This is a genomic window from Duganella aquatilis, assembly GCF_009674565.1.
Classification (GTDB): domain Bacteria; phylum Pseudomonadota; class Gammaproteobacteria; order Burkholderiales; family Burkholderiaceae_D; genus Rugamonas; species Rugamonas aquatilis.
In genome coordinates this window covers 43733-67372 of sequence record NZ_WKJL01000029.1, presented here as the reverse complement: position 1 = coordinate 67372, position 23640 = coordinate 43733, and the positions used below count along the sequence as shown (strand labels likewise).

Genomic DNA, 23640 nt, shown 5'->3' with positions numbered 1-23640 from the left:
ACCTGATCGAGATCGGCGCGGGCGGCGGGCGGCTGGTTGCGCGGCGCGCCGATCTCGATCAGGTCGAGGTCGGGCGCGTAGTCGGCCAGCCGCTGGCGGTGCGGCGCGCGCCACGGCCAGCTGCGGTGGGCGCGGCCCAGCACCAGCTTGGACAGGTTGTGGCTGCGCGCGTAGTCCAGCGCGGCCTGGGCGATGTCGTGGCCGGACAGCACGGCGGTGCTGGCGCCCAGCTCCTCGGCCAGCTTTAACGTTTTCAGGATCTGCTCGCGCTGCGCGGCCGGCAGCCGTTGCAGCGCCGGCGTCTCGACGTAGATCGCGTGCCAGCCGGTGCCCAGCTGGCCGGCCAGCCGCGCCGTGCTGCGCACCGTGTGTTCGCCGTCGGCGCGCGGGCCGACGCAGGCCAGCAGCGCGGCGCCGGTCTTCCAGATGTCGGCGATCGACTTTTCGACGCGGTAGGCGCGCACGTCGTCTTCGATGCGGTCGGCGGTGCGGCGCAGCGCCAGCTCGCGCAGCGCGATCAGGTTGCCCTTGCGGAAGAAGTTGCGCGCGGCCCGTTCGGCCTGCGCCGCCTGGTACACCTTGCCGCTTTGCAGGCGCGCCAGCAGCTCGTCGGCCGGGAGGTCGACCAGCACCACTTCGTCGGCCTGGTCGAACACGGTGTCCGGCACGGTCTCGCCGACGCGGATGCCGGTGATGCCGCCCACCACGTCGTTCAGGCTTTCCAGATGCTGGACATTGACGGTGGTCAGCACGTCGATGCCGGCGTCCAGCAGTTCCTCGACGTCCTGCCAGCGTTTCGGATGGCGCGAGCCGGGCGCGTTGGAGTGCGCCAGTTCGTCCATCAGGATCAGCGCCGGCTGCAAGGCCAGCGCGCCGTCGAGGTCGAATTCGGCGATGCGCTTGCCGCGGTACTCGACCGCGCGCGGCGGCAGCAGCGGCAGGCCGGCCAGCATGGCGGCGGTGTCGGCGCGGCCGTGGGTTTCGACCACGCCCACCAGCACCGGCTGGCCGTTCTCCTGCAGCTTGCGGGCGGCGGCCAGCATGGCGTAGGTCTTGCCGACGCCGGCCGAGGCGCCGAAGTAGATGCGCAGCTTGCCGCGCGCGGCCTTGCGTTCCTGCGCCTGTACCTGCGCCAGCAGCGCATCGGGGTCCGGTCGTACAGCGTCGTGGGGGAACATGGCCATGCGCGGATTTTACCTTAGCCGCGCGGCTGCGCGCGCTCCAGCGCCAGGTTCAGCGCCAGCACGTTGACGCGCGCTTCGCCGAAGAAGCCGAACCACTGCGTCTGCTGCGTGCGGCCGATCAGCGCCAGCACCTGCTCGCGGCTGATCTTGCGCACCGCGGCGATGCGGCCGGCCTGGTACTGGGCGGCGGCGACGCTGATCTCGGGATCGAGGCCGCTGGCCGAGGCGGTCACCAGGTCGACCGGGATGGCGGCGCTGTTGGCGACGCCGGCCGCGGCGTTGGCGGCGCGCAGCGCGTCGATGCGGCCCTTGACGGCGTCGATCAGGGCCGGATGGTTGGGGCCCTGGTTGGCGCCGCCGGAACCGGCCGCGTTGTTGGGCATCGGGCCGGTGGCCGACGGACGGCCCCAGAAGTATTGCGGCGAAGTGAAGGCCTGGCCGATCAGCGACGAGCCGACCGCCTTGCCGTTGACTTCGACGAGGCTGCCGTTGGCCTGGCCGGCAAACGCGGCCTGGCCGATGGCGGTGACCGCCAGCGGGTAGATCACGCCGCAAATCAGCGTCAGCGCGGCGAACACGGTGACGGCGGGACGAAGATGGGATGTCATGGGAACTCCTTAAACCAGGTTGAAGGCGGCCAGCAGCAGGTCGATGGCCTTGATGCCGATGAACGGCAGGATGATGCCGCCCACGCCGTACAGCAGCAGGTTGCGGCGCAGCAGCGCCACGGCGCCGATCGCGCGGTACTGCACGCCCTTCAGCGCCAGCGGGATCAGCACCACGATGATCAGGGCGTTGAAGATCACCGCCGACATGATCGCCGAGGCCGGGCTGGCCAGCTGCATCACGTCCAGCGCCTTCAGCTGCGGGAAGGTGCCGACAAACGCCGCCGGGATGATGGCGAAGTATTTGGCGATGTCGTTCGAGATCGAGAAGGTGGTCAGCGAGCCGCGCGTCATCAGCATCTGCTTGCCGATTTCGACGATCTCCAGCAGCTTGGTCGGATTCGAGTCCAGGTCGACCATGTTGCCGGCTTCCTTGGCGGCCTGGGTGCCGGAGTTCATCGCCACGGCGACGTCGGCCTGCGCCAGCGCCGGCGCGTCGTTGGTGCCGTCGCCGGTCATCGCCACCAGCCGGCCCTCGGCCTGGTAGCTGCGGATCAGTTTCAGCTTGTCTTCCGGCGTCGCCTCGGCCAGGAAGTCGTCCACGCCCGCTTCGGCGGCGATGGCGGCGGCGGTCAGCTTGTTGTCGCCGGTGATCATCACGGTCTTGATGCCCATGCGGCGCAGTTCGGCGAAGCGTTCCTTGATGCCGCCCTTGACGATGTCCTTCAGCTCGACCACGCCCATCACGCGGCCGCCGTCCACCACCACCAGCGGCGTGCTGCCGCGGCGTGCGATGTCGTCCACCGTGCGGGCGATGTCGGCAGGGTATGGCTGACCGAGCGCCTCGACGTACTGGCGCACGGTGTCGGCCGCGCCCTTGCGGATCGCGCGCGGACCGATGTCGATGCCGCTCATGCGGGTCTGCGCGGTGAACGGCACGAAGCTGGCGTTCAGCGTGCCCATGTCGCGCTCGCGGATGTTGAACTTCTGCTTGGCCAGCACCACGATGCTGCGCCCTTCCGGCGTGTCGTCGGCCAGCGACGCCAGTTGCGCGACGTCGGCCAGCTGCTGCTCGGTGACGCCCGGCGCGGCGAAGAAGGCCGAGGCCTGGCGGTTGCCCAGCGTGATGGTGCCGGTTTTATCCAGCAGCAGCACGTCGACGTCGCCCGCCGCTTCCACCGCGCGGCCGGAGGTGGCGATCACGTTGGCCTGCATCATGCGGCTCATGCCGGCCACGCCGATGGCCGACAGCAGGCCGCCGATGGTGGTCGGGATCAGGCATACCAGCAGTGCGATCAGCACCGTGATGGTCACGGGCTTGCTTACCACACCGGCGGCGCCGGCGGCGCCCACCGAGAACAGCGAGAACGGCAGCAGGGTCACGGTGACCACCAGGAACACGATGGTCAGCGCCACCAGCAGGATGGTCAGGGCGATTTCGTTGGGCGTCTTCTGGCGCTTGGCGCCTTCCACCATCGAGATCATGCGGTCGAGGAAGGTCTCGCCGGGATTGGCGGTCACGCGCACCACCAGCCAGTCCGACAGCACCCGCGTGCCGCCGGTGACGCTGGAAAAATCGCCGCCCGATTCGCGGATCACCGGCGCCGATTCGCCGGTGATGGCGCTTTCGTCGACCGAGGCCACGCCTTCGATCACTTCGCCGTCGATCGGGATCACGTCGCCCGCTTCGACCAGGATGGTGTGGCCCTTGCGCAGGTCGAGCGCAGGCTGCGGCAGCCAGGTGGTGCCGTGCTTGGGCGTGGCCAGCTTCTTGGCGGTGACGCTTTGCTTCAGGCTGCGCAGCGAGGCCGCCTGCGCCTTGCTGCGGCCCTCGGCCAGCGCCTCGGCGAAGTTGGCGAACAACACGGTGAACCACAGCCAGACGGCGGTGGCGGCGATGAAGCCGAACGGCGCCTCGCCGTGGCCGCCCAGCGCCTGCGCCGCCAGCAGCGTGGTGATGATGCTGCCGACGTAGACCACGAACATCACCGGGCTGCGCAACTGGGTGCGCGGATGCAGCTTGCGGAAGGCGTCGGCGATCGCCGGCAGCACCAGCTGCGACTCGAACATGCGCAGCTTGCGGGCTGGCGGATTGGTAAAGAGCGTCGCCTCTTTGTGCGTAGTAGATGACATGTTGATTCCTTATTGGGCAAACAGCTGCAGGTGATCGACCACCGGGCCGAGCGCCAGCGCCGGGACGTAATTGAGCACGCCGACCAGCACCACCACGCCGCACAGCAGGCCGATGAACATGCCGCCGTGGGTCGGCATGGTGCCGGCGTTGGCCTCCAGGCGCTGCTTGCCGGCCAGCGAGCCGGCGATCGCCAGGATCGGCACGATCATGGCGAAGCGGCCGAACCACATGGCCACCGCCAGCATGCTGTTGTAGAACGGCGTGTTGGCCGACAGCCCGGCAAAGGCGCTGCCGTTGTTGTTGGCGGCCGAGCTGAAGGCGTACAGGATTTCCGAGAAGCCGTGCGCGCCGGGATTGGCGATGCCGGCCTTGCCCGGGTCGCACAGCACGGCGACCGCGGTGCCGGCCAGCACCAGCGTCGGCGTCACCAGGATGGCGATCGAGGTCATTTTCATTTCATAGGCCTGGATCTTCTTGCCCAGGTATTCCGGCGTGCGGCCGATCATCAGGCCGGCGATGAACACCGCCATGATGGCGAAGATCAGCATGCCGTACAGGCCGGAGCCGACGCCGCCGAAGATCACCTCGCCGAACTGGATCAGCAGCATCGGGATCATGCCGCCCAGCGGCATGAAGGAGTCGTGCATGGCGTTGACGGCGCCGCACGAGGCGGCGGTGGTGACGGCGGCGAACAGCGCCGAGGCCGAGATGCCGAAGCGGGTTTCCTTGCCTTCCATATTGCCGCCCGCTTGCAGCGCGCTCATGCCCTGGTCGACGTGCAGCGCCTGCAGGCCCGGATGGGCGGCCTGCTCGGCGCCCAGCACCACCAGCGTGCAGGCCACGAACAGCAAGGTCATCGCGCCCAGCACGGCCCAGCCCTGGCGGCGGTCGCCGACCATGCGGCCGAAGGTGAAGCACAGGCCGGCCGGGATGAGGAAGATCGCCAGCATCTGCACGAAGTTGGCCAGCGCGGTCGGGTTTTCATACGGGTGCGCCGAGTTGGCGTTGAAGAAGCCGCCGCCGTTGGTGCCCAGCATCTTGATCGCTTCCTGCGAGGCGACCGGGCCCATGGCGATGGTCTGGGTGGTGGCGGTCAGCGTTTCGGTGACCGGCTGGCCCTTGGCGTCCAGCAGCGGCTGGCCGTCGGCGCCGGCCTTCGGCTGGCTGTAGGTGACCGGGTCGAGCAGCTGTACTTCCTGGTAGGCCGAGAAGTTCTGGATCACGCCCTGGCCCATCAGGAACACGGCGAACAGCAGCGACAGCGGCAGCAGCACGTACAGCGTCGCGCGGGTCAGGTCGACCCAGAAGTTGCCGATCGATTGGGCCGAGCGGGCGGCGAAGCCGCGGATCAGCGCATAGGCGACGGCGATACCGGTGGCGGCCGAGAAGAAGTTCTGGGCCGCCAGCACCAGCATCTGGGTCAGGTAGCTCATGGTCTGCTCGCCGCTGTAGCCCTGCCAGTTGGTGTTGGCGACAAAGCTGACGGCGGTGTCGAAGGCCGAATCCGGGCTGACGTTGGCCATCGCCTGGGGATTCAGCGGCAGCCACAGTTGCACGCGTTGCAGGCCGTAGGTGACCAGCGTGCCGATGACGCTGAACAGCAGCAGCGAGACGGCGTAGGACTTCCAGCCCTGGCCTTCCTTCGGATTGACGCCGGCGGCGCGGTAGATCAGGCGTTCAATAGGGGCCAGCCAGCCCAGGCCGCGCATCGGGCTGGCGCCGGCCGCGCCGTCGCCGACGCGGGTCAGCAGGATGCCGAGCGGCCAGGCCAGCGCCAGCAGCACCGCCAGGAACACGATCAGCAGCAGGATCGATTGCAGGGTCATGTTACAGGTCCTCCGCTTTCAGCAGGGCCACCACCAGGTAGACCAGCAGGCCGGCCGCCGCGATGGCGCCGATCACATAGAACGTGTTCATGGTTGGCCTCCGAGCTTGTCGCAGCCGGCGGCCATGGCCACCGTCAGCAGGTAGAACAGCGCGATCGCGCCGATAAATACTAAGTCCATCACACCCTCACAGGTCTTGTTTTGATAGCCTGAAGCTTAGCCAGAAGGGTCTAAAGATTTTGTAAAGACTTGCCGGCGGGGTGTAAACAAAGCGTAAAAATTTACGTTTTCTTTACGGCCGGCGGGCGACTCTTTAGAACATTTTTACGAGGGCTTGGCTACGCTGGTTCCATCGCAACTACTGAGGAACATCATGCAGACTTCCCTACACGGCATCTGGGTGCCGCTGGTGACGCCGATGGCGCACGGCGAGATCGATCTGGCCTGCCTGCAGCGGCTGGCCGAACGGGTGGTCGACGACGGCGCCCACGGGCTGGTGGTGTGCGGCACCACCGGCGAGGCGCCGCAGCTGGATCTGGCCGAGCAGAGCGCGGCGCTGGCGGCGGTGCTGGAGGTGGCGCAGCGGCGCTGTCCGGTGCTGATGGGCATCGGCGGCAGCGACACCTTTGCCGCCGCCAGCCGCGTGCTGGAGTTCGACGACGAGGATCTGGCCGGCTATCTGGTGTCGACGCCGGCCTATGTGCGGCCTTCCCAGCAGGGATTGCTGCGCCATTTCGAGACGATTGCCGACGCCACCGCGCGGCCCATCGTGCTGTATAACGTGCCGGCGCGTACCGGCGTGCAGCTGGAGCTGGCCAGCGCGCGCGCGCTGGCGCAGCGGCCGCAGTTTGCCGCCATCAAGGAGGCCGGCGGCAGCCTGCAGCAGATGACGGATCTGGTGCGCGAGACGCCGCTGTCGGTGCTGTGCGGCGACGATGCGCTGCTGTTTGCGGCGCTGTGCGGCGGCGGTCATGGGGCGATTTCGGCGTCGGCGCATGTTCGTACCGATTTGTATGTGCAGTTGTTCGATCTGGTGCGCGCGCAGCGGCTGGTGGAGGCGTGTGCGCTGTTCGAGCGCTTGCTGCCGATGGTGCGCGCGCTGTTCTCGGAGCCGAATCCGGCGCCGTTGAAGGCGGCGCTGGCGATGCAGGGGCTGTTGCGCGACGAGTTGCGGCTGCCGATGGTGCCGGCCACCCCGGCTTGCAGGGAGCATCTGGCGGCGGCGCTGGCGGCGCTGGACGGCGTGCCGCGCTATCGCCGCGCGCCGGCAGCGGCGGGCCATGCGCAGACCGGCGCGCGCCACTCGCTGGCGCACGCCATGGCGGCCATATGATCGTCGCGCTGACAGGCATGGACGGCGACAGCGCGGTAGCCGATCTGGCCGAGGATCTGGCCATGCTGCGCGTGGCGGCGGGCAAGCGCGTGCTGCTGGTGTCGCCCAATCCCGGTCCGTATGACGCACAGCTCTACGACGATCTGGTGATCGACGCTTCCCAGCGCGATGACCTGGCGCTGGCGCGGGCCAACGTGGTGCTGGCCCTGCTCCGGCCGGAGGCGCTGGAGCGCGATGGCTGCGCCGCTGTGCTGGCGCGCCTGCAGGCCGCCCAGCGCGTCAATCCGGCCGCGCGGCTGCTGGTGACGGTGGCGCACGGTCGCCGGCCGCTGTCGCCGCATCAGGCGGGATGTTTGCTGGTGTTCGTCGCCCAGCTGCCGCAGGCGCGCCTGGCCGACACGCTGGTGCTGGCCGACGGCGAAGACACCTACCATTCGCGCCACAGCGAACTGGAACTGCAAGCCTACAAGGAAGACCGCAAACTCTGCGCGCCCGAAGTACGCCACCTTTACCGCGAAATCTTCCGCCCTCGCCTTGAGGCGGCATATATGGGGGCTCTTTTTCCGCGACAGGCGGTCTAGAAAGTCTATAAAGGGCTAGATTGAACTTCATAGGGCTAGAACGGTCTATAACTTGGGGGATGTGAGAGCAGCCTTGAGATTTATAGCCCGTTCTAGACTTTTCCACTTCCCCACGGTAACGGTTATAGACCGCTCTAGCCTTTTCTAGCCCGATCTAGACCTTCATAGACTTTATATAGACCGGAGGGGCAAAAAAATGGACCACCCTATACCTATAGGCCTGCGCGGCAGCGTGCTGCTTGCGCTGCGCGTCACCATGCCCGGGCGGGTGCGTCACGCCGCAGTCGAAGGCCATCACATTATTTACAACGGCAAGCCGGTCTCGCCGTCGCGACTCGCCAACACCGGCGACGTTGTACGCAATGCCTGGCGCGTCGTCTGGCTCAAGCTGCCGGGAGAAGAATGGGAGCGCGCGGCGGACCGGCGCGCTCCGTGGCGGACCTAAAACACTTTGCTGATCATCAGCTGCAAGGCGGTCTTGCCGAGGAATTTGCCGTTGGCGGCCGAGGTGTAGGCCGATTCCTGGGCGTTGGTGCCGATGACGGCCAGCGCGCCGGTGACCACGCCGAAGTCCCTGGTCACGCCGACCTTCCAGTCGGTGTACGAGGCCGCATCGTTGTGCTTCACGTCCTGACGGCCGGCGTGCAGGTTGACGGTCCAGCCATCGCCGGCGTCGATGTTGGCGCCCAGGTCGACGTAGCCGCTGTTCTTGCTGTCGGCAAAGCCGAACAGGTTGGTGGTCGCATGCGAATACTTGACGTAGGCCGGGCCATAACCCAGTTGGCCGTAGATCTCGGTGGTGCTGGCGCTGACCGGCAGCGCGTTGGACGCATACACATAGGTCAGCACGCCGACGTCGTACGACACGTCCGCCGTCACCTGCCCGCGCTTGCCGGCATACAGGTCCAGCTCGACGTGGCCGTCTCCGCCCGCGTCCCGGATCCAGGTGATGGTCGAAGCCCACGCGCCGACATACAGGCCGGTCGGATTGTTGACGTAATCGACGCCGCCCTGCACGGCCGGCTGCAGGCGCGTCTGCGAAATGCCGCGATAACGGTAATCGCTGATCGCCGCCACGTTGAAGCTGACGGCGTTGTCCGGCACCGCGTCCGGCGCCGCTGCGGCGTCGTCGGCGCGGGCGCCGGTGGTGGTCAGGACAAAGGCAGCGGCAACGGCTGCGGCAAGTACGAATTGGTTCATGGTGCTACTTTCTCTCAGTGGTGAATCTCAGTGGTGGAAAACTTCGCGGTACAGCGCGTCCATATCGGCCGGCGCCTGGCCGCGAATGACAGTGCTGGCCAGCGTGGCCGACATCACCCTGGCGACGTAGGCGCGCACGGCGGCGCGTTCCTCGTCGCTGGGAGCGGTGTCGCCGCCGACCAGTACAAACAGCACGCGCAGGTCCGGATTGAACATGCGCGCAGAATTGAGACGGGCGATCAGCTGGTACTGGCGCGCCAGATCGACCTGCTGCGGCGTCACCGGCACCACCACCAGGCGCGCGGCGATCAGCGCGGCGCGGCTGTCGGCCGTGTCGCGGCCCTCGGTATCGACGACGATGTCGTTGTAGCGCTGGCGCAGCAGTTCCAGCGCCATGCGCAGCGCGCGGCCGGTGATGGCGCGGGCGACAAAGCGCGGCTGCACGCCAGCCGCCGCCAGCTCGCGGTGCCAGGCGCACGACGGCGCGCGCGGATCGGTATCGACCAGCATCACGCGCCGGCCGGCGCGGGCCCGCAGCAGCGCCAGGTTGTTGGCGACGATGGCCTTGCCGGCGCCGCCCTGCGCGCCGCCCTGGTTGACGACGGCGATGATCATGCGCGGCCCTGGGCCAGCGCCGTCATGCGGCCGAATTCGGCGCCGGGCAAGGCCCGCATCACCGCCTCCATCACCTGCCCGGCCAGCGCCCGCGACAGGCACAGCCAGACCTTGACGCGGGCGCCGTGGTCGCAGGCCTCGCCCCGCATGAACTCCATGCCGGCGCCGCAGGTGCGCATCACCAGCGCCCGCAGGTCGGTCACGGCGCCGGCGTCCACGGTCAGCTGCATCAGGCACGGACGCGGCGCGGCGGACGGACGCGCCCGACGTTGAGCGGCCTGGGTGTGGAAAAAGGCATGCATGGTGAGCTCCTTGGACAGCGTTGCGCGGTGTGCTGCGATACCGATCAGCTTAGCGACGGCGTCGTAAAAACGGTCTAAAAAGGCGGCCCTGTGCTGTAAACATCGTGTATAAATTGCGCAGTGCGCAATTTTTGCCCGCGATGCCGCGCGGTTGAGGATAGAATACGCAATTAACGCCGCACCTGTACATAAACCCAGTATCAAAAACACAAGCTGCTCACGTATGGCCACCAAAAAACCCGTTTCCGACTATAGCGAATCCTCCATCCGTGTCCTCAAGGGCCTGGAACCCGTCAAGCAACGTCCGGGGATGTACACCCGCACCGAGAACCCGCTGCACATCATCCAGGAAGTGATCGACAATGCCGCCGACGAGGCGCTGGGCGGCAATTGCCATAACATCATCGTCACCCAGAACGCCGACGGCAGCATCACCGTCGAAGACGACGGCCGCGGCATCCCGGTCGGCCTGCACCCGGACGAGGGCGTGCCGACGGTGGAAATCGTGTTCACCCGGCTGCACGCCGGCGGCAAGTTCGACAAGGGCAGCGGCGGCGCCTACGCCTTCTCCGGCGGCCTGCACGGCGTCGGCGTGTCGGTCACCAACGCGCTGTCCAAGCGGCTGGAGATCACCGTGTGGCGCAAGGAGCCGAACGGCACCGGCCTGCACCACCTGGCGTTCGAGCACGGCGACGTGGTCGAGCCGCTGACGTCCGTCGTCGCGCCGCGCGACGGCAAGAAGTCCGGCACCCGCGTCACCGCCTGGCCGGACCCGAAATATTTCGACTCGGCCGCCATCTCGCAGACCGAGCTGCAGCGCCTGCTGCGCTCGAAGGCCGTGCTGCTGCCGGGCGTCTCGGTCACGCTGGCCAACGCCAAGACCGGCGAATCGCAGACCTGGCAGTACAACGACGGCCTGCGCGGCTACCTGACCGAGGCGCTGGCGCAGTCGACCGACGGCGAGACGCTGATCCCGCTGTTCGAAGGCGAGCAGTTCGCCGGCCCCGACGCCGAAGGCTTTGCCGAGGGCGAAGGGGCGTCGTGGGTGGTGGCGTGGACCGAGCAAGGCGCCATCGTGCGCGAATCGTATGTCAACCTGATCCCGACGCCGAACGGCGGCACCCACGAATCGGGCCTGCGCGACGGCCTGTATGGCGCGGTGAAGAACTTCGTCGAGATGCACTCGCTGCTGCCGAAGGGCGTCAAGCTGCTGCCCGAGGACGTGTTCGCGCGCGCCTCGTTCGTGCTGTCGGCCAAGGTGCTGGACCCGCAGTTCCAGGGCCAGATCAAGGAGCGCCTGAACTCGCGCGACGCGGTGCGCCTGGTCTCCACCTACTCGAAGCCGGCGCTGGAGCTGTGGCTGAACCACCACGTCGACTACGGCAAGAAGCTGGCTGAGCTGGTCATCAAGCAGGCGCAGTCGCGGCTGCGCTCGGCGCAAAAAGTCGAAAAGAAAAAATCCTCCGGCGTGGCCGTGCTGCCCGGCAAGCTGACCGACTGCGAATCGAACGACGCCGCCCGCACCGAGCTGTTCCTGGTCGAGGGCGACTCGGCCGGCGGCTCGGCCAAGATGGGCCGCGACAAGGAATTCCAGGCCATCCTGCCGCTGCGCGGCAAGGTCTTGAACTCGTGGGAAACCGACAAGGACCGCCTGTTCGCCAACAACGAGATCCACGACATCTCGGTGGCGATCGGCGTCGACCCGCACGGCGCCGGCGACACGCCCGACCTGTCGGGCCTGCGCTACGGCAAGATCTGCATCCTGTCTGATGCCGACGTCGACGGCTCGCACATCCAGGTGCTGCTGCTGACCCTGTTCTTCCGCCACTTCCCCGCCCTGATCGCCAACGGCAATATCTGCATCGCCCGCCCGCCGCTGTACCGCGTCGACGCGCCGGCGCGCGGCAAGAAGCCGATCCAGAAGCTGTACGCGCTGGACGCCGGCGAGCTGGTGGCGATCGAGGACAAGCTACGCAAGGACGGCCTGAAGGAAGGCGCCTGGTCGATCTCGCGCTTCAAGGGCCTGGGCGAGATGAACGCCGAGCAGCTGTGGGAAACCACGATGAATCCCGACACGCGCCGGCTGCTGCCGGTGGCGCTGGGCGGCTACGGCCACCACGAATCGGCGGCCCGCTTCAATATGCTGATGGGCAAAGGCGAAGCGGCCGCGCGCCGCGCCTGGATCGAAGAACACGGCAACGAAGCCGAAGCAGACATCTAAATCTAGAACCGAACTATGACTCAAGCAAATCTTTTTGACGAACCGGCGGACAGCACTGCGGCAGCCGCCAAGCCAGCCGCCGCCGCAGTAACAGCGCCGGCCGCTCCCGTCCACGCAGCGGCCGACGCGGCCGCCAAAGCTGCGGCGGATGCCGCTGCCGCCCAGGGCCAGCAGAACCAGCCGGTGTCGCAGGCGCTCAACTCGACCGTCAACATCATCAACACCTCGGTCAACAGCAGCCAGGGCGGCACGTCGTCAGGCGGCGGCGCCAGCACCGGCGGCAACACGCAACCCGACAAGACCGTCGACGAAAAGAACGCCAACAGCGGCGGCAAGACCAGCGTTGCTGCGACTGAGCAAGTGAAGAAAATGTATTGCAACTAATGCCAGACAGAAATCCAACACTTGTCGCGGCTGTGGCAAAAACGCCACGCAGGGAAGTGTTGCCGTGATAGCATCATAAGAGACTGTTAAATCCATGGGTTCATGACATGAAATATAAGATTACGCGCCTGCTCGCAGGGTCACTTCTCGCCGTTGCAGTGGCATCGGCATGGGGAGCGGACGCGGCGGATGACAGTGTCATCCGTTTTGAAATTACGCGCTTCGAGGTCAAGGGCAACACCTTGCTGCCGCAGGCGGACATCGACGCCGTGCTGGCGTCATACAGCGGCAAGCAGCGCGACTTCGGCTACGTGCAGCGCGCGCTGGAGGCGCTGGAAGCCAAGTACCACGAACGCGGCTACAACGTGGTCACCATCGAACTGCCGGAGCAGGAGCTGAATGGCGGCGTGGTGACGCTGCGCGTGGTGGAAACCAAGATCGGCCGCGTGACGGTCAAGAACAACCGGTATTTTGACGAAGCGAACATCCGCCGCAGCCTGCCGGCCTTGCAGCCCGGCCGCTCGCCCGACCTGAAGGCGGTCTCGGCCAACCTGAAGCAGGGCAACGAGAATCCGTCCAAGCAGGTGACGATGAAGCTGCAAAGCGGCGAGGTGGCCGACGAGGTCGACGCCGTGCTGGACGTGAAGGACGAGTCGCCGTGGAAGGTCATGGCCAACGCCGACAACACCGGCACCGAGGCGACCGGCAAGACCCACGTCGGCGTGATCCTGCAAAACGCCAACCTGTTCGGCCGCGACCATCTGGCCTCGCTGCAATACACCACCTCGGCCGAAGAGCCGGGCCGGGTCAAGGTGTATGGCGCCGGCTACCATATTCCGCTGTATGAATCGGGCGACTCGCTGGACTTCTTCGCCAGCTATTCCAACGTCGATTCCGGCACCGTCAGCGCCGGCGCGCTGAACCTGGCCGTCAGCGGCAAGGGCGCGGTGTACGGCGCGCGCTACAACCAGGCGCTGGCCAGGCGCGGCGAGATCGAATCCAAGCTGTCCTACGGCGTCGACGTGAAAGCGTTCAAGAACAGCGTGCTGTTCGATACCACCGAGCTGGGCAACAACGTCACCGTGCATCCGGTCAGCCTTAGCTACCAGATCGGCATGCCGATCAAGATGGGCGACGTCGGCGGCCAGGTGACGCTGCTGCGCAATATCTCCGGCGGTTCGAACGGCGGCCAGGATGCCTTTGCGCTGGCGCGCGTCGGCGCCAAGGCCGACTACACGATACTGCGCTTCGGCGGCAGCATCACGCGCGCGCTGGAGAACCAGTGGCAGTTGCGCGCCATCGTCAACGGCCAGTACACCAGCGACGCGCTGATTCCCGGCGAGCAGTTCGGCGCCGGCGGCGCGACATCGGTGCGCGGCTTCATCGAGCGCGAAATCTCCAACGATTCCGGCGTCAGCCTCAACCTGGAAGCCTACACGCCCAACCTGTGCACACGCGCCGGCTGGAACTGCCGCCTGCTGGGCTTCTACGACAGCGCCTATGTCAGCCGCAACAAGGCGCAACCGGGCGAGATCGACAGCACCACCATCGCCAGCGCCGGTGTCGGCGCGCGCTTCGTGCTGTCCACCTACGTCAATCTGCAACTGGACTACGGCCACGTCACCAAAGCCGGCGCTACCACCCGCGCCGACGCCAATCGCCTGCACGTGCGCCTGGGCCTGGCTTACTGAGAAAATAAAACATGAACCTGCAAACTCCTTTTAATCTGCGCCGCAAAGCGCTGGCCGTGGTGGTGGCGGCCGCGTTCAGCAGCGCGCAGGCAACTCCCGTTGCGCCGACCGTGGTGCACGGCATGGCCACCTTCAACCAGCAGGGCAGCCTGTATTCGATTACCAATACGCCGAATACCATCATCGACTGGCGCAGCTTCTCGATCGCGCCGGGCGAGATCACCCGCTTCATCCAGCAGAGCAGCGACAGCAAGGTGCTGAACCGCATCACCGGACAGGACCCGACGCAGATCCTCGGCTCGCTGCAATCGAACGGCAAGGTGTTCCTGATTAATCCGAACGGCATCGTGTTCGGCGCCGGTGCGCGCGTGGACGTCAACGGCCTGGTGGCGTCCAGCCTGAATATCTCGGACGCCGATTTCCTGGCCGGTAAAAACAACTTCGACGGCGCCGCCGGCGCGGGCAAGGTCAGCAACCAGGGCACGATCACGACGCCGTCCGGCGGGCAGATTTTCCTGATCGCGCCGGCGGTGGAAAACAGCGGCGTCATCTCGTCGCCAAACGGCGACGTGGTGCTGGCGGCCGGCCACAGCGTGCAGCTGTTCGACTCGAAGGATCCGAACGTGCAGGTGGTGGTGTCGTCGCCGGCGGACCAGGCGCTGAACCTGGGCAGCATTGTCGCCGCGGGCGGACGCGTGGGCGTGTATGGCGCGCTGGTCAACCAGCGCGGCGTCATCAATGCCAACAGCGCGGTGCGCGGCGAGAACGGCGCCATCGTCCTCAAGGCCAGCGACACCACCCTGCTGGAGCAGGGCAGCGTGACCACCGCCAGCGGCAGCAACCTGAATACCGGCGGCGATATCATGCTGCTCGGTCAGCAAGTCGGCCTGACCGGCAACGCGCTGGTGGACGCCAGCGGCGCGGCCGGCGGCGGCAAGGTGCTGGTCGGCGGCGATTACCAGGGCAAGAACGCGGCGGTGATGAACGCCCAGTCCACCTACGTGGGCAAGGACGTGACCATCAGCGCCGATGCTACCCAAAGCGGCAACGGCGGCACCGTGGTGGTGTGGAGCCAGGATGCGACCCGTATGTACGGCGCGCTGTCGGCGCGCGGCGGCGCGGCCGGCGGCAACGGCGGCCAGGTGGAAACCTCGGCCAACTATCTGGACGTGGCCGGCGCGCGCGTCAACACCAGCGCGGCACAGGGCAAGACCGGCTCCTGGCTGCTGGACCCTTACGACATCACCGTGGTGTCCGGTAATGGTGGCAGCATCACGCCGGCCGACATCCTGTTCGGCGGCGGCGTGGCGACCGATACCACGGAAATCGGCGCCGATCTGTTCTCCGGCGCCACCACCAGTATCGTATTGCAGGCCAAGCACGACATCAACTTCAGCAGCGACATCAGCAATACCCACAGCAACGTCAACCTGACGGCGCAGGCCGGCAATGACATCAAGGTCAACAACCAACTGTACATGAACGGTGACATCACGCTGACCGCCAACGATGCGGCCAGCGGCAGCGCCACGGGCATGGGCGGCATCACCATCGCCTCGCTTGAAAACTTTGATGTGGTACGCACCGGCGGCCATGCGCTGACCATGCAGGGCAGCTACATCACCATCAACGGCCGCGTGAACGTCGCCGCCGGCAGCATGGATGCGCGCGCCAATGTGGCCGACGGCTATATCACGGTGGGCGGCAGCGGCGCGGTAGCCAGCGCAAGCGGCAGTGAGGCGCTGATTTCCTTCATCGCCGACAACATCAACCTGAACGGCGCGCAAAGCAGCATCGGCAGTGGCGACGGCGCCTACGATACGGTGTCGTTCGGCACCTACAGCGCCAATCGCGGCATCACCTTCGGCGGTACTGCGGTCGGCACGCTGGGCCTGACGGCGAACGGACTGAAGTCGGTCGCGGCCGGCAATCTGGTTGTGGGCGACAGCGGCGCGGGCCCGATCAGCTCGGGCGGGAATGTCAGCCTGGTCTCGGTCGGCAACCTGCTGTTCGAGAGCAACCGCGACATCACGCTGAATCACGCGCTGAACGGCGCCGGCACGCTGCGCGCCAGCGTGGACGGCAGCGGCACGCTGACCCTCGGCAGCAATGCCGCCATCAGCGCCACCACGGTATCGCTGATCGGCAACAAGATGGCGCTGGGCGGCTCGACCACGGCGCAGACCATCAGCGTGGATACGTATGGCGCCAGTACCGGCATCAGCCTTGGCGCCGAAACCTCCAACCAGCTCAGCCTGGATAATGCGGAATTGAATGCGCTGCACTCGGGCGTGCTGAATATCGGCAAGGATGCGGCGTATCAGGGCGTGCTGACCGTGGCCGGCCCGGTGGATTTGAGCGGCGGCACGGCAGCCGCGACGCAGCTGAATCTGCGCGGCAGCGCGGTGGCCGTGGCGGGTGCGCTGAAGGTGGCGAGCGCGCTGGGCGTGGAAGCGACCGACGGCGCCATCGCCGGCAGCAGCGGTTCGCTGACCGCGAATGCGCTGACGCTGAGCGCTACCCGCGGCATCGGCGGCGGCAAGGCGCTGGTGACCAGCGTGTCCGAACTGACGGCGGTGAATACGGCGGGCGGCGGCTCCACGGCGGCCATCAATATCGCCAACACCAACAACACGGCGCATGCGTCCATCATGACGGTGCACAAGGCGCAACAGGTGGACTCAGGCACCGGCAACGCCGGCGCGATCATCATCGACAATACCGGCGGCATGACCATCGCCGGCGTGTCGCCGGATGGCGTGCAGACCAGCTCGGGTTCGATCACGCTGCAAACGCACAGCCCGCTGGTGATCGATGGGACCGTGTCTTCGTTGTCCGGCAATATCACGCTGGCGGCGGGCACGGGCTACGATGCCAGCAATTCGATTACGATCGGCGGCAATGGCAGCGTCAGCTCGGCCAGCGGCCATGTGACGGCGACTGCAAGCTCCTTCTCGAATAACGGCACCATGTCGGATGTGAATGGTGTGGTCGTGCCGGTGATTGTGTCGACACCGACGCCGACACCGACGCCGACGCCAACGCCAACGCCGACGCCAACGCCAACGCCAACGCCAACGCCAACGCCAACGCCGACGCCAACGCCAACGCCAACGCCAACGCCGACGCCGACGCCAACGCCAACGCCAACGCCAACGCCGACGCCAACGCCGACGCCGACACCAACGCCGACGCCGACGCCAACGCCAACGCCAACGCCAACGCCAACGCCGCCACCATCGGCGGACATCTGCTCCATCGCGCCGAATTCGGCCTTGTGCCAGGTGCTGTCGCCGCCGACCGCGGCGGAGCCGGTCAAGCCGGTGCAGCAGGCGGCCACTGAAGTGATCAAGACTTTGGCGACCAGCGATGCCACGCCGGGCAACACCTCGTCCGGCGGCTCGTCCTCGGGCGGTGCGGCAAACTCGTCGACGCCTGGCGACGACAAGAAGACCGACAAAGTAGCAGCAACCAACGACAAGACCGGAACGCAAAATGAAGCAACTAAAAAACTCTACTGCAATTAAAGCGTGGCTGGCGTTGCTGCTGTTCTGGGTGGCCGGCGCCAGTTGGGCGGCCCAGGTGGCCGGCACCATCGTGCAATTGAGCGGTCCGCTGATGGCCAAGCGCGCCGACGGCGGAGTGCGCGTCCTGTCGATGAAGTCCGAGGTGGAAAGCGGCGACACGCTGGTGACTGAAAGGAACACCTACGCCATGGTCAAGTTCATCGACAACAGCGAGATCACGCTGAAGCCGTCGACCACCTTCAAGGTGGAGAATTTTTCCTATGATGCCGACAAGCCGGACGGCGACACCGCCTCGTTCAACCTGGTCAAAGGGGGCCTGCGTTCGGTGACCGGCCTACTGGGCAAGCGCAACAAGGAAAAGTTCTCGATGAAGACGCCAAGCGCCACCATCGGCATTCGCGGCACCACCTTCATCGCCGAATGGGTGGAGCCGACCGAGCAGGCTGTCGCGCAAGCTGCCGCTGCGCGCCAGGCATGGCTGATGGCCAGCACCGCCGGCCTGGGCGACAGCTATCCGGTGCAGCCGCTGATGCTGGCGCAAGCCAATACCCCGGTGCCGACCCTTCCTGGCACGTTGGCGCCCGGCCTCTACGTGCAGGTGATCGACGGGATGATCAATTTGGCCAACAAGGGCGGCAATATGAATTTTTCGGCCGGCCAGTTCGGCTTCACGCCGAATTTCGTGCAGCCGCCGGTGACCGTGCCGCAGAATCCGGGTCTGAAGTTCACCCCGCCGCCGGTCTTCAATCAGTCGGCCAATCAAACGACGGCCAGCAACACGGCGCCCAAGTCGAACACGGTGGATTGCGAAGTCCGCTAAAAAAACCTTGACCTTCCAATCGTGGGATACTTGATGCTGTAGGCAGTAAAAACAGCATTGGGTGTCCCATGAATCAGCAAGCGATCAAAATTGAAGGCATGAGCTGCGCCTCCTGCGTCGGCAGGGTGGAGCGCGTGCTGGCGGCCGTGCCCGGCGTCGACAAGGTAAGTGTCAATCTGGCAACCGAAATGGCGCGGGTGGAGTCGGCCGGACCGGTTGATTTCGCCGCGCTGGCGCAGGCGGTGGACAAGGCGGGCTATCAGGCCTCGCTGCCGCCGCCGGAGCCAGGCACCGCACCTGCCGCCAACGCATCCGCTGCCCCGGCCGATGGCGTTGCGCCGGCCAGGCGCGGTCTCGTGGCGACCATCACGCCCTCCGGCGGCCTTGCCGTGCTGCTGGCCGCGCTGTTTTCCCTGCCGTTGGTGCTTCCCATGCTGCTCGAACTGGCCGGCGTCCACTGGATGCTGGATGGCCGCGTGCAATGGCTGCTCGCCACGCCGGTGCAATTCTGGCTTGGTGCGCGCTTCTACCGCGCCGGATGGCTTGCCGCGCGTGCGCGCAGCGGCAATATGGACTTGCTGGTGGCGCTTGGCACCAGCGCCGCCTATGGCCTGAGCGTTTACCAGCTGCTGTCGGCCGGCGCCATGCCGCACCTGTATTTTGAAGCGTCGGCGGTGGTCATCACGCTGGTCCTGCTGGGCAAATGGCTGGAGGCGCGCGCCAAGCGGCAGACCGCGCAGGCCATCCGCGCACTGCAAACGCTGCGGCCGGAATCGGCGCGCGTGCGGCGTGGCGGGCAGGACGTCGATGTCGCCATCGGCGAGGTGCGGGTGGATGACGTTATCGTCGTGCGCCCCGGCGAGCGCATCGCCGCCGACGGCGTGGTGACCGAAGGCGCCAGCCATGTCGACGAAGCGCTGATCACCGGCGAAAGCCTGCCGGTGGCGCGTCATGCGGGCGAACGGGTGACCGGTGGTGCCATCAATGGCGAAGGGCTGCTGCTGGTGCGCGTGAGCGCGGTGGGGGCGGAGAGCACGCTGTCGCGAATCATCCGCCTGGTGGAGGACGCGCAGGCGGCCAAGGCGCCGGTGCAGCATCTGGTGGACCGCGTCAGCGCGGTGTTCGTGCCGGTGGTGCTGGTGCTGGCGCTGCTGACCTTTGGCGGCTGGTGGCTGGTTGGCGGCGACGCCGAGCAGGCCATCATCAATGCGGTGGCGGTGCTGGTGATTGCGTGTCCGTGCGCGCTGGGGCTGGCGACGCCGGCCGCCATCATGGCCGGCACCGGCGTGGCCGCGCGCCACGGCATATTGATCAAGGATGCGGAGGCGCTGGAACTGGCGCACCGCATCACCACCGTGGCCTTCGACAAAACCGGCACGCTGACGGAAGGGCAGCCATCGCTGGCGGTGCTGGCGCCGGCGCCGCAAGTCGATGAAGCGCGCCTGCTGCAACTTGCCGCCGCCGTCCAGCGCGGCAGCGAACACGCGCTGGCCCGCGCGGTCCAACAAGCTGCCGCCCGCACCGTCCTGGCGCCTGGCGCAGCGCCGCTGCTCGCCAGCGACATCAGCGCCTTGCCCGGCCGCGGCGTGGCCGCGACGGTGGCGGGCACGCGCCTGCTGCTGGGCAGCACGCGGCTGATGCAGGAGCAGGGCATCTCCCTGCAAGCGCTGTCGGCCCGCGCCGAAGAACTGGAACGCTCCGGCCACACCATCTCCTGGCTGGCCGACGCCGACGCCCATCAACTCCTTGGCCTGCTGGCCTTCGGCGACCGCATCAAGCCGCAAGCCCGCGCTGCCATCGCCGCCCTGCACGCGATGCACATCCACACCGTGCTGCTTACCGGCGACAACCAGGGCAGCGCCGACGCCGTCGGCAAGGAACTTGGCGTGCAGCGCATCGTCGCCAACATGCTGCCGGCCGATAAAGCCGCCGCCATCGCCGCCCTGAAACAGGACGGCGCCACCATCGCCATGGTCGGCGACGGCATCAACGACGCGCCGGCGCTGGCGGCGGCCGATGTCGGCATCGCCATGTCCAGCGGCACCGACGTCGCCATGCACGCCGCCGGCATCACGCTGATGCGCGGCGACCCGGCGCTGGTGGCGGCGGCCATCTCCATCTCGCGCCGCAGCTACAGCAAGATCCGCCAGAACCTGTTCTGGGCCTTCATCTACAACCTGATCGGCATACCGCTGGCCGCCTTCGGCCTGCTCAACCCCATGGTGGCGGGCGGCGCGATGGCTCTCAGTTCCGTCAGCGTGATCAGCAACGCGCTGCTGCTGCGCCGCTGGAAACCGGAGAACGCATCATGAACATCGGCCAAGCGGCAAGCGCCACCGGCGTCTCCGCCAAAATGATCCGCTACTACGAAAGTATCGCCCTGATTCCGGCCGGCCGGCGCACCGATGCCGGCTACCGCATCTACGCCGACAACGACCTGCACACGCTGCGCTTCGTCAAACGGGCGCGGTTGCTGGGCTTCTCGCTGGACCAGATCCGCGACCTGCTGTCGCTGTGGCAGAACAAGGAGCGCGCCAGTTCGGACGTGAAGACCATCGCCATAGGCCACGTGGCGGAACTCAACCAGCGCATCGCCGAACTGACGGAAATGCGCGACACCTTGCAGACCATGGCCAGCTGCTGCCACGGCGACCACCGGCCCGATTGCCCCATCCTTCAAAGCCTCGCCGATTAATCCGGGGTCAGTTCTGCCAATCGCACACGGGCTCAACCATTGCATGGTTGAGCCCGTGTGCGATTGGCAGAACTGACCCCGGTTTCGCGTATAATCGCGCCACGTTTTGGTGCTCGCGCATCCGCCCGGATGCGCAGTTAAACGGGAAACAGGGAGCCTTCGCCGGCCAACCTGTGCTGCCCCCGCAACGGTAAACAAGCGTCGTCCACGACGACAATCCGCCTCGCTACACCACTGTGCTTCGTGCATGGGAAGGTCCGGCGGATTCGCTTGCCAGCCCGGATACCGGCCAAACAGGTGGAGATGCCGCAGGCATTTCTGTTCAATGCGCTCACGGGGAGGTGAGCGGATTGCTCCTGTAGTCGAATCATCTTGCTGCATCCGGATTGCGCGTGACGGCCTTGTCGTGGTGCGCTGGATTCGCTACGCCAACCGAAAGACCAGAATGTTCAGTAAATCGATTGTCGCCCTGTCGGCCTTGTTGCCGTTGGCTGCCCATGCGGACCCGGCGCCGGATGACACCACCGTCGAAGTGCGCGGCCACTACGACAACGGCATCGGCACTTCCAACGCGGCCAGCCAGGGCGCGGTGACGGCGGAGCTGATCGCCAATCGTCCGGCCCTGCGCGCGGGCGAGCTGCTGGAGTTTGTGCCCGGCGTGATCGTCACGCAGCACAGCGGCGACGGCAAGGCCAATCAGTACTTCCTGCGCGGCTTTAACCTCGATCACGGCACCGACTTCGCCACCTTCGTCGACGGCATGCCGGTCAATATGCGCACCCACGCGCACGGCCAGGGTTACACTGACTTGAATTTCCTGATACCGGAACTGGTCGACCGCATCAACTACAAGAAAGGCCCGTACTACGCGGACGAAGGCGACTTCGCTTCGGCCGGCGCGGCGCACCTGACGCTGGCGAACAAGCTGAAAGAAAACACCGCCAGCGCCACGGTCGGCGAGAACCAGTATTACCGCTCGGTGGTCACCGGCTCGACGCCGTTCGGCGCGGGCAATCTGGTTTACGGCGCGGAGCTGGGCCACAACAACGGTCCGTGGGTGGAGCCCGAAGCGTTCCACAAAAGCCTGGGCGTGCTGCGCTACTCGCAGGGCGCCAGCGACGACCAGTTCAGCGTGACCGGCATGTTCTACAAGGGCGCCTGGCACGCCAGCAACCAGATCCCGCTGCGCGCCGTGGCAAGCGGCGAGATCGATCCCTTCGGCGCCATCGATCCAAGCGACGGCGGACGCACGTCGCGTTACAGCCTGTCGGCGTCCATACGCAAGCGCAGCAGCGACACGCTGTTCCAGGCCAGCGCCTACGTGGTGCAATCGAGCCTGACGCTGTTCAACGACTTCACCTACTTCCTCGACGATCCGGTCAACGGCGACCAGTCGCGCCAGACCGAGAAGCGCCGCATGACCGGCTTCGATGTCGCGCAGACGTGGTTCAGCCATTGGGGCGGCCTGGATGTCAGCAACAAGGTTGGCGTGCAGGGACGTTACGATTACATCTCGCCGCTGAGCCTTTACAAGACGGCGAATCAGCAGACGTTGGCCGTCATCACCGAATCCAGGGTGAAGCAGGCCAGCCTTGGCGCCTACGCCGAGAACACCGTGCAGTGGCTGCCATGGATGCGCACTACGGCCGGCCTGCGTTACGACCGCTATCGCTTCGATGTGGACAGCAACATCGCGGAGAACTCGGGCAAGGTCAATGCCAATACCACGTCGCCAAAATTGTCGGTGGTGCTGGGGCCCTGGGCCAGGACCGAATTTTTCGTCAACTACGGCGAAGGCTTTCACAGCAACGATGCGCGCGGCGCCACCGTGCATCTGACGCCGAAGGAGCGCGAGCCGGTCGATCCGGTGACGCCGCTGGTCAAGACGCGCGGCGCGGAGATTGGCGCGCGCACCGAATGGCTGCCTGGCCTGCAAAGCTCCATGGCGCTGTGGAAGCTGCGGTCGGAATCGGAGCTGGTGTTCTCGGGCGACGCCGGCGACACCTCGGCCAGCCGCGGCAGCTACCGTTCGGGCGTCGAGTGGAACAACCATTACATCGCCAATGCGTGGCTGCTGTTCGACCTGGACATGGCGTACTCGCGCGCGCATTACACCGAGCACGATGCGGTGGGCGATGATATTCCCGGCTCGCTGGGCAAGGTGGCGTCGTTCGGCGTGACGGTGATGGATCTCGGTCCGTGGTCGGGCGCGTTCCAGATGCGCTATTTCGGACCGCGTCCTCTAATCGAGGATAACAGCCAGCGCTCGGCCACCACGGCGATTGCCTATGCGCGCGTGGGCTATAAGATCAACCGTCGCTGGACGGTGCAGCTGGACGCCTTCAACCTGTTCGACCGCAAGGCCAGCGATGTGGATTACTACTACGCCTCGCGCCTGCCGGGCGAGCCGGCGGAAGGCATGGACGACATCCACTATCATCCGGCGGAACGCCGCACCTTCCGCCTGACCGCCAAGACCACGTTCTAGCGCGCTCCGTGGTTTGAACGGCAGTGCTACCATG

The 23640-nt window shown here is 66.5% G+C and carries 20 protein-coding genes and 1 riboswitch; of the genes, 11 read left to right on the top strand and 9 right to left on the bottom strand.

Annotated features, from left to right (window positions below; genetic code table 11):
• The 6 genes from GJ698_RS26430 to GJ698_RS30695 all read right to left on the bottom strand — a co-directional run.
• Nucleotides 1-1178: KdpD family sensor histidine kinase (locus tag GJ698_RS26430; protein ID WP_503826450.1), on the bottom strand; the 1178-nt coding region annotated here is incomplete at its 3' end.
• A gap of 20 nt (nt 1179-1198) precedes the next feature.
• The gene (gene kdpC / locus GJ698_RS26425) at nt 1199-1792 is read right to left on the bottom strand and encodes a potassium-transporting ATPase subunit KdpC (protein ID WP_154360850.1); all 594 of its coding nucleotides are present in this window, start codon (nt 1790-1792) and stop codon (nt 1199-1201) included.
• Nucleotides 1793-1801: 9 nt separating this feature from the next.
• Nucleotides 1802-3922 (bottom strand): potassium-transporting ATPase subunit KdpB, encoded by a 2121-nt coding sequence (kdpB, locus tag GJ698_RS26420; protein ID WP_154360849.1) that lies wholly within the window; start codon nt 3920-3922, stop codon nt 1802-1804.
• Between the two features lie 9 nt (nt 3923-3931).
• Nucleotides 3932-5749, bottom strand: coding sequence for a potassium-transporting ATPase subunit KdpA (gene kdpA / locus GJ698_RS26415; RefSeq protein WP_154360848.1), 1818 nt, complete (start codon nt 5747-5749; stop codon nt 3932-3934).
• Between the two features lies 1 nt (nt 5750).
• Nucleotides 5751-5840: a K(+)-transporting ATPase subunit F gene (gene kdpF / locus GJ698_RS26410; RefSeq protein ID WP_072786137.1), complete on the bottom strand. Its 90-nt coding sequence runs from the start codon at nt 5838-5840 to the stop codon at nt 5751-5753.
• Nucleotides 5837-5929, bottom strand: coding sequence for a potassium ABC transporter ATPase (locus tag GJ698_RS30695; protein WP_208023469.1), 93 nt, complete (start codon nt 5927-5929; stop codon nt 5837-5839). The genes kdpF and GJ698_RS30695 overlap by 4 nt, the downstream gene beginning before the upstream one ends.
• Before the next feature lie 193 nt (nt 5930-6122).
• On the opposite strand from GJ698_RS30695, the gene dapA reads away from it, so the two are divergent.
• From dapA to GJ698_RS26395, 3 genes are all read left to right on the top strand, one after another.
• Entirely contained in the window at nt 6123-7082 is a 960-nt protein-coding gene (dapA, locus tag GJ698_RS26405) for a 4-hydroxy-tetrahydrodipicolinate synthase (protein WP_154360847.1), read from the top strand.
• On the top strand, nt 7079-7663 hold the full coding sequence (locus GJ698_RS26400) for a P-loop NTPase family protein (RefSeq protein WP_154360846.1): 585 nt from the start codon (nt 7079-7081) through the stop codon (nt 7661-7663). Before dapA ends, GJ698_RS26400 begins: the two co-directional genes overlap by 4 nt.
• Before the next feature lie 196 nt (nt 7664-7859).
• Nucleotides 7860-8108 carry a hypothetical protein gene (locus GJ698_RS26395; RefSeq protein ID WP_154360845.1) on the top strand — a complete coding sequence of 83 codons (249 nt, stop codon included), beginning with the start codon at nt 7860-7862 and terminating at the stop codon, nt 8106-8108.
• Here the strand turns inward: GJ698_RS26395 and GJ698_RS26390 are convergent.
• Genes GJ698_RS26390 through GJ698_RS26380 form a run of 3 tightly spaced genes read right to left on the bottom strand, consistent with a single transcriptional unit; the run spans nt 8105 to nt 9780 of the window.
• Nucleotides 8105-8863 (bottom strand): TorF family putative porin, encoded by a 759-nt coding sequence (locus GJ698_RS26390; protein ID WP_154360844.1) that lies wholly within the window; start codon nt 8861-8863, stop codon nt 8105-8107. The two genes, GJ698_RS26395 and GJ698_RS26390, sit on opposite strands and share 4 nt — an antisense overlap.
• Before the next feature lie 27 nt (nt 8864-8890).
• Nucleotides 8891-9478, bottom strand: a complete 588-nt coding sequence (locus GJ698_RS26385) for a nucleotide-binding protein (protein ID WP_154360843.1) — start codon at nt 9476-9478, stop codon at nt 8891-8893.
• A complete protein-coding gene (locus tag GJ698_RS26380; RefSeq protein ID WP_154360842.1) occupies nt 9475-9780 on the bottom strand; it encodes a hypothetical protein in 306 nt (101 codons plus the stop codon). The genes GJ698_RS26385 and GJ698_RS26380 overlap by 4 nt, the downstream gene beginning before the upstream one ends.
• Before the next feature lie 223 nt (nt 9781-10003).
• On the opposite strand from GJ698_RS26380, the gene GJ698_RS26375 reads away from it, so the two are divergent.
• The 8 genes from GJ698_RS26375 (at nt 10004) to GJ698_RS26335 (ending at nt 23606) form a co-directional block, all read left to right on the top strand.
• Nucleotides 10004-12001 carry a DNA topoisomerase IV subunit B gene (locus GJ698_RS26375; protein WP_154360841.1) on the top strand — a complete coding sequence of 666 codons (1998 nt, stop codon included), beginning with the start codon at nt 10004-10006 and terminating at the stop codon, nt 11999-12001.
• A gap of 15 nt (nt 12002-12016) precedes the next feature.
• Nucleotides 12017-12385, top strand: coding sequence for a hypothetical protein (locus GJ698_RS26370; protein WP_154360840.1), 369 nt, complete (start codon nt 12017-12019; stop codon nt 12383-12385).
• A gap of 107 nt (nt 12386-12492) precedes the next feature.
• Nucleotides 12493-14076, top strand: coding sequence for a ShlB/FhaC/HecB family hemolysin secretion/activation protein (locus tag GJ698_RS26365; protein ID WP_154360839.1), 1584 nt, complete (start codon nt 12493-12495; stop codon nt 14074-14076).
• 11 nt (nt 14077-14087) lie between these two features.
• Nucleotides 14088-17603: a two-partner secretion domain-containing protein gene (locus tag GJ698_RS31105; RefSeq protein ID WP_229260182.1), complete on the top strand. Its 3516-nt coding sequence runs from the start codon at nt 14088-14090 to the stop codon at nt 17601-17603.
• Nucleotides 17572-18423 (top strand): FecR family protein, encoded by an 852-nt coding sequence (locus tag GJ698_RS26350; protein ID WP_154360838.1) that lies wholly within the window; start codon nt 17572-17574, stop codon nt 18421-18423. Before GJ698_RS31105 ends, GJ698_RS26350 begins: the two co-directional genes overlap by 32 nt.
• Before the next feature lie 68 nt (nt 18424-18491).
• Nucleotides 18492-20735: a heavy metal translocating P-type ATPase gene (locus GJ698_RS26345; RefSeq protein WP_229260181.1), complete on the top strand. Its 2244-nt coding sequence runs from the start codon at nt 18492-18494 to the stop codon at nt 20733-20735.
• Nucleotides 20732-21118, top strand: a complete 387-nt coding sequence (gene cueR / locus GJ698_RS26340; RefSeq protein WP_154360837.1) for a Cu(I)-responsive transcriptional regulator — start codon at nt 20732-20734, stop codon at nt 21116-21118. The genes GJ698_RS26345 and cueR overlap by 4 nt, the downstream gene beginning before the upstream one ends.
• Nucleotides 21119-21209: 91 nt before the next feature.
• A riboswitch (cobalamin riboswitch) is annotated at nt 21210-21426 on the top strand.
• A 137-nt stretch (nt 21427-21563) separates the two neighbouring features.
• On the top strand, nt 21564-23606 hold the full coding sequence (locus tag GJ698_RS26335) for a TonB-dependent receptor (protein ID WP_154360836.1): 2043 nt from the start codon (nt 21564-21566) through the stop codon (nt 23604-23606).
• Nucleotides 23607-23640: the final 34 nt, after the last annotated feature.

Excerpts from the sequence above, each read along its gene's own strand:
- kdpC (WP_154360850.1), bottom strand. The coding sequence starts at position 1,792 with ATGACATCCCATCTTCGTCCCGCCGTCACCGTGTTCGCCGCGCTGACG.
- kdpB (WP_154360849.1), bottom strand. The coding sequence starts at position 3,922 with ATGTCATCTACTACGCACAAAGAGGCGACGCTCTTTACCAATCCGCCA.
- kdpA (WP_154360848.1), bottom strand. The coding sequence starts at position 5,749 with ATGACCCTGCAATCGATCCTGCTGCTGATCGTGTTCCTGGCGGTGCTG.
- kdpF (WP_072786137.1), bottom strand. The coding sequence starts at position 5,840 with ATGAACACGTTCTATGTGATCGGCGCCATCGCGGCGGCCGGCCTGCTG.
- GJ698_RS30695 (WP_208023469.1), bottom strand. The coding sequence starts at position 5,929 with ATGGACTTAGTATTTATCGGCGCGATCGCGCTGTTCTACCTGCTGACG.
- dapA (WP_154360847.1), top strand. The coding sequence starts at position 6,123 with ATGCAGACTTCCCTACACGGCATCTGGGTGCCGCTGGTGACGCCGATG.
- GJ698_RS26400 (WP_154360846.1), top strand. The coding sequence starts at position 7,079 with ATGATCGTCGCGCTGACAGGCATGGACGGCGACAGCGCGGTAGCCGAT.
- GJ698_RS26395 (WP_154360845.1), top strand. The coding sequence starts at position 7,860 with ATGGACCACCCTATACCTATAGGCCTGCGCGGCAGCGTGCTGCTTGCG.
- GJ698_RS26390 (WP_154360844.1), bottom strand. The coding sequence starts at position 8,863 with ATGAACCAATTCGTACTTGCCGCAGCCGTTGCCGCTGCCTTTGTCCTG.
- GJ698_RS26385 (WP_154360843.1), bottom strand. The coding sequence starts at position 9,478 with ATGATCATCGCCGTCGTCAACCAGGGCGGCGCGCAGGGCGGCGCCGGC.
- GJ698_RS26380 (WP_154360842.1), bottom strand. The coding sequence starts at position 9,780 with ATGCATGCCTTTTTCCACACCCAGGCCGCTCAACGTCGGGCGCGTCCG.
- GJ698_RS26375 (WP_154360841.1), top strand. The coding sequence starts at position 10,004 with ATGGCCACCAAAAAACCCGTTTCCGACTATAGCGAATCCTCCATCCGT.
- GJ698_RS26370 (WP_154360840.1), top strand. The coding sequence starts at position 12,017 with ATGACTCAAGCAAATCTTTTTGACGAACCGGCGGACAGCACTGCGGCA.
- GJ698_RS26365 (WP_154360839.1), top strand. The coding sequence starts at position 12,493 with ATGAAATATAAGATTACGCGCCTGCTCGCAGGGTCACTTCTCGCCGTT.
- GJ698_RS31105 (WP_229260182.1), top strand. The coding sequence starts at position 14,088 with ATGAACCTGCAAACTCCTTTTAATCTGCGCCGCAAAGCGCTGGCCGTG.
- GJ698_RS26350 (WP_154360838.1), top strand. The coding sequence starts at position 17,572 with ATGAAGCAACTAAAAAACTCTACTGCAATTAAAGCGTGGCTGGCGTTG.
- GJ698_RS26345 (WP_229260181.1), top strand. The coding sequence starts at position 18,492 with ATGAATCAGCAAGCGATCAAAATTGAAGGCATGAGCTGCGCCTCCTGC.
- cueR (WP_154360837.1), top strand. The coding sequence starts at position 20,732 with ATGAACATCGGCCAAGCGGCAAGCGCCACCGGCGTCTCCGCCAAAATG.
- GJ698_RS26335 (WP_154360836.1), top strand. The coding sequence starts at position 21,564 with ATGTTCAGTAAATCGATTGTCGCCCTGTCGGCCTTGTTGCCGTTGGCT.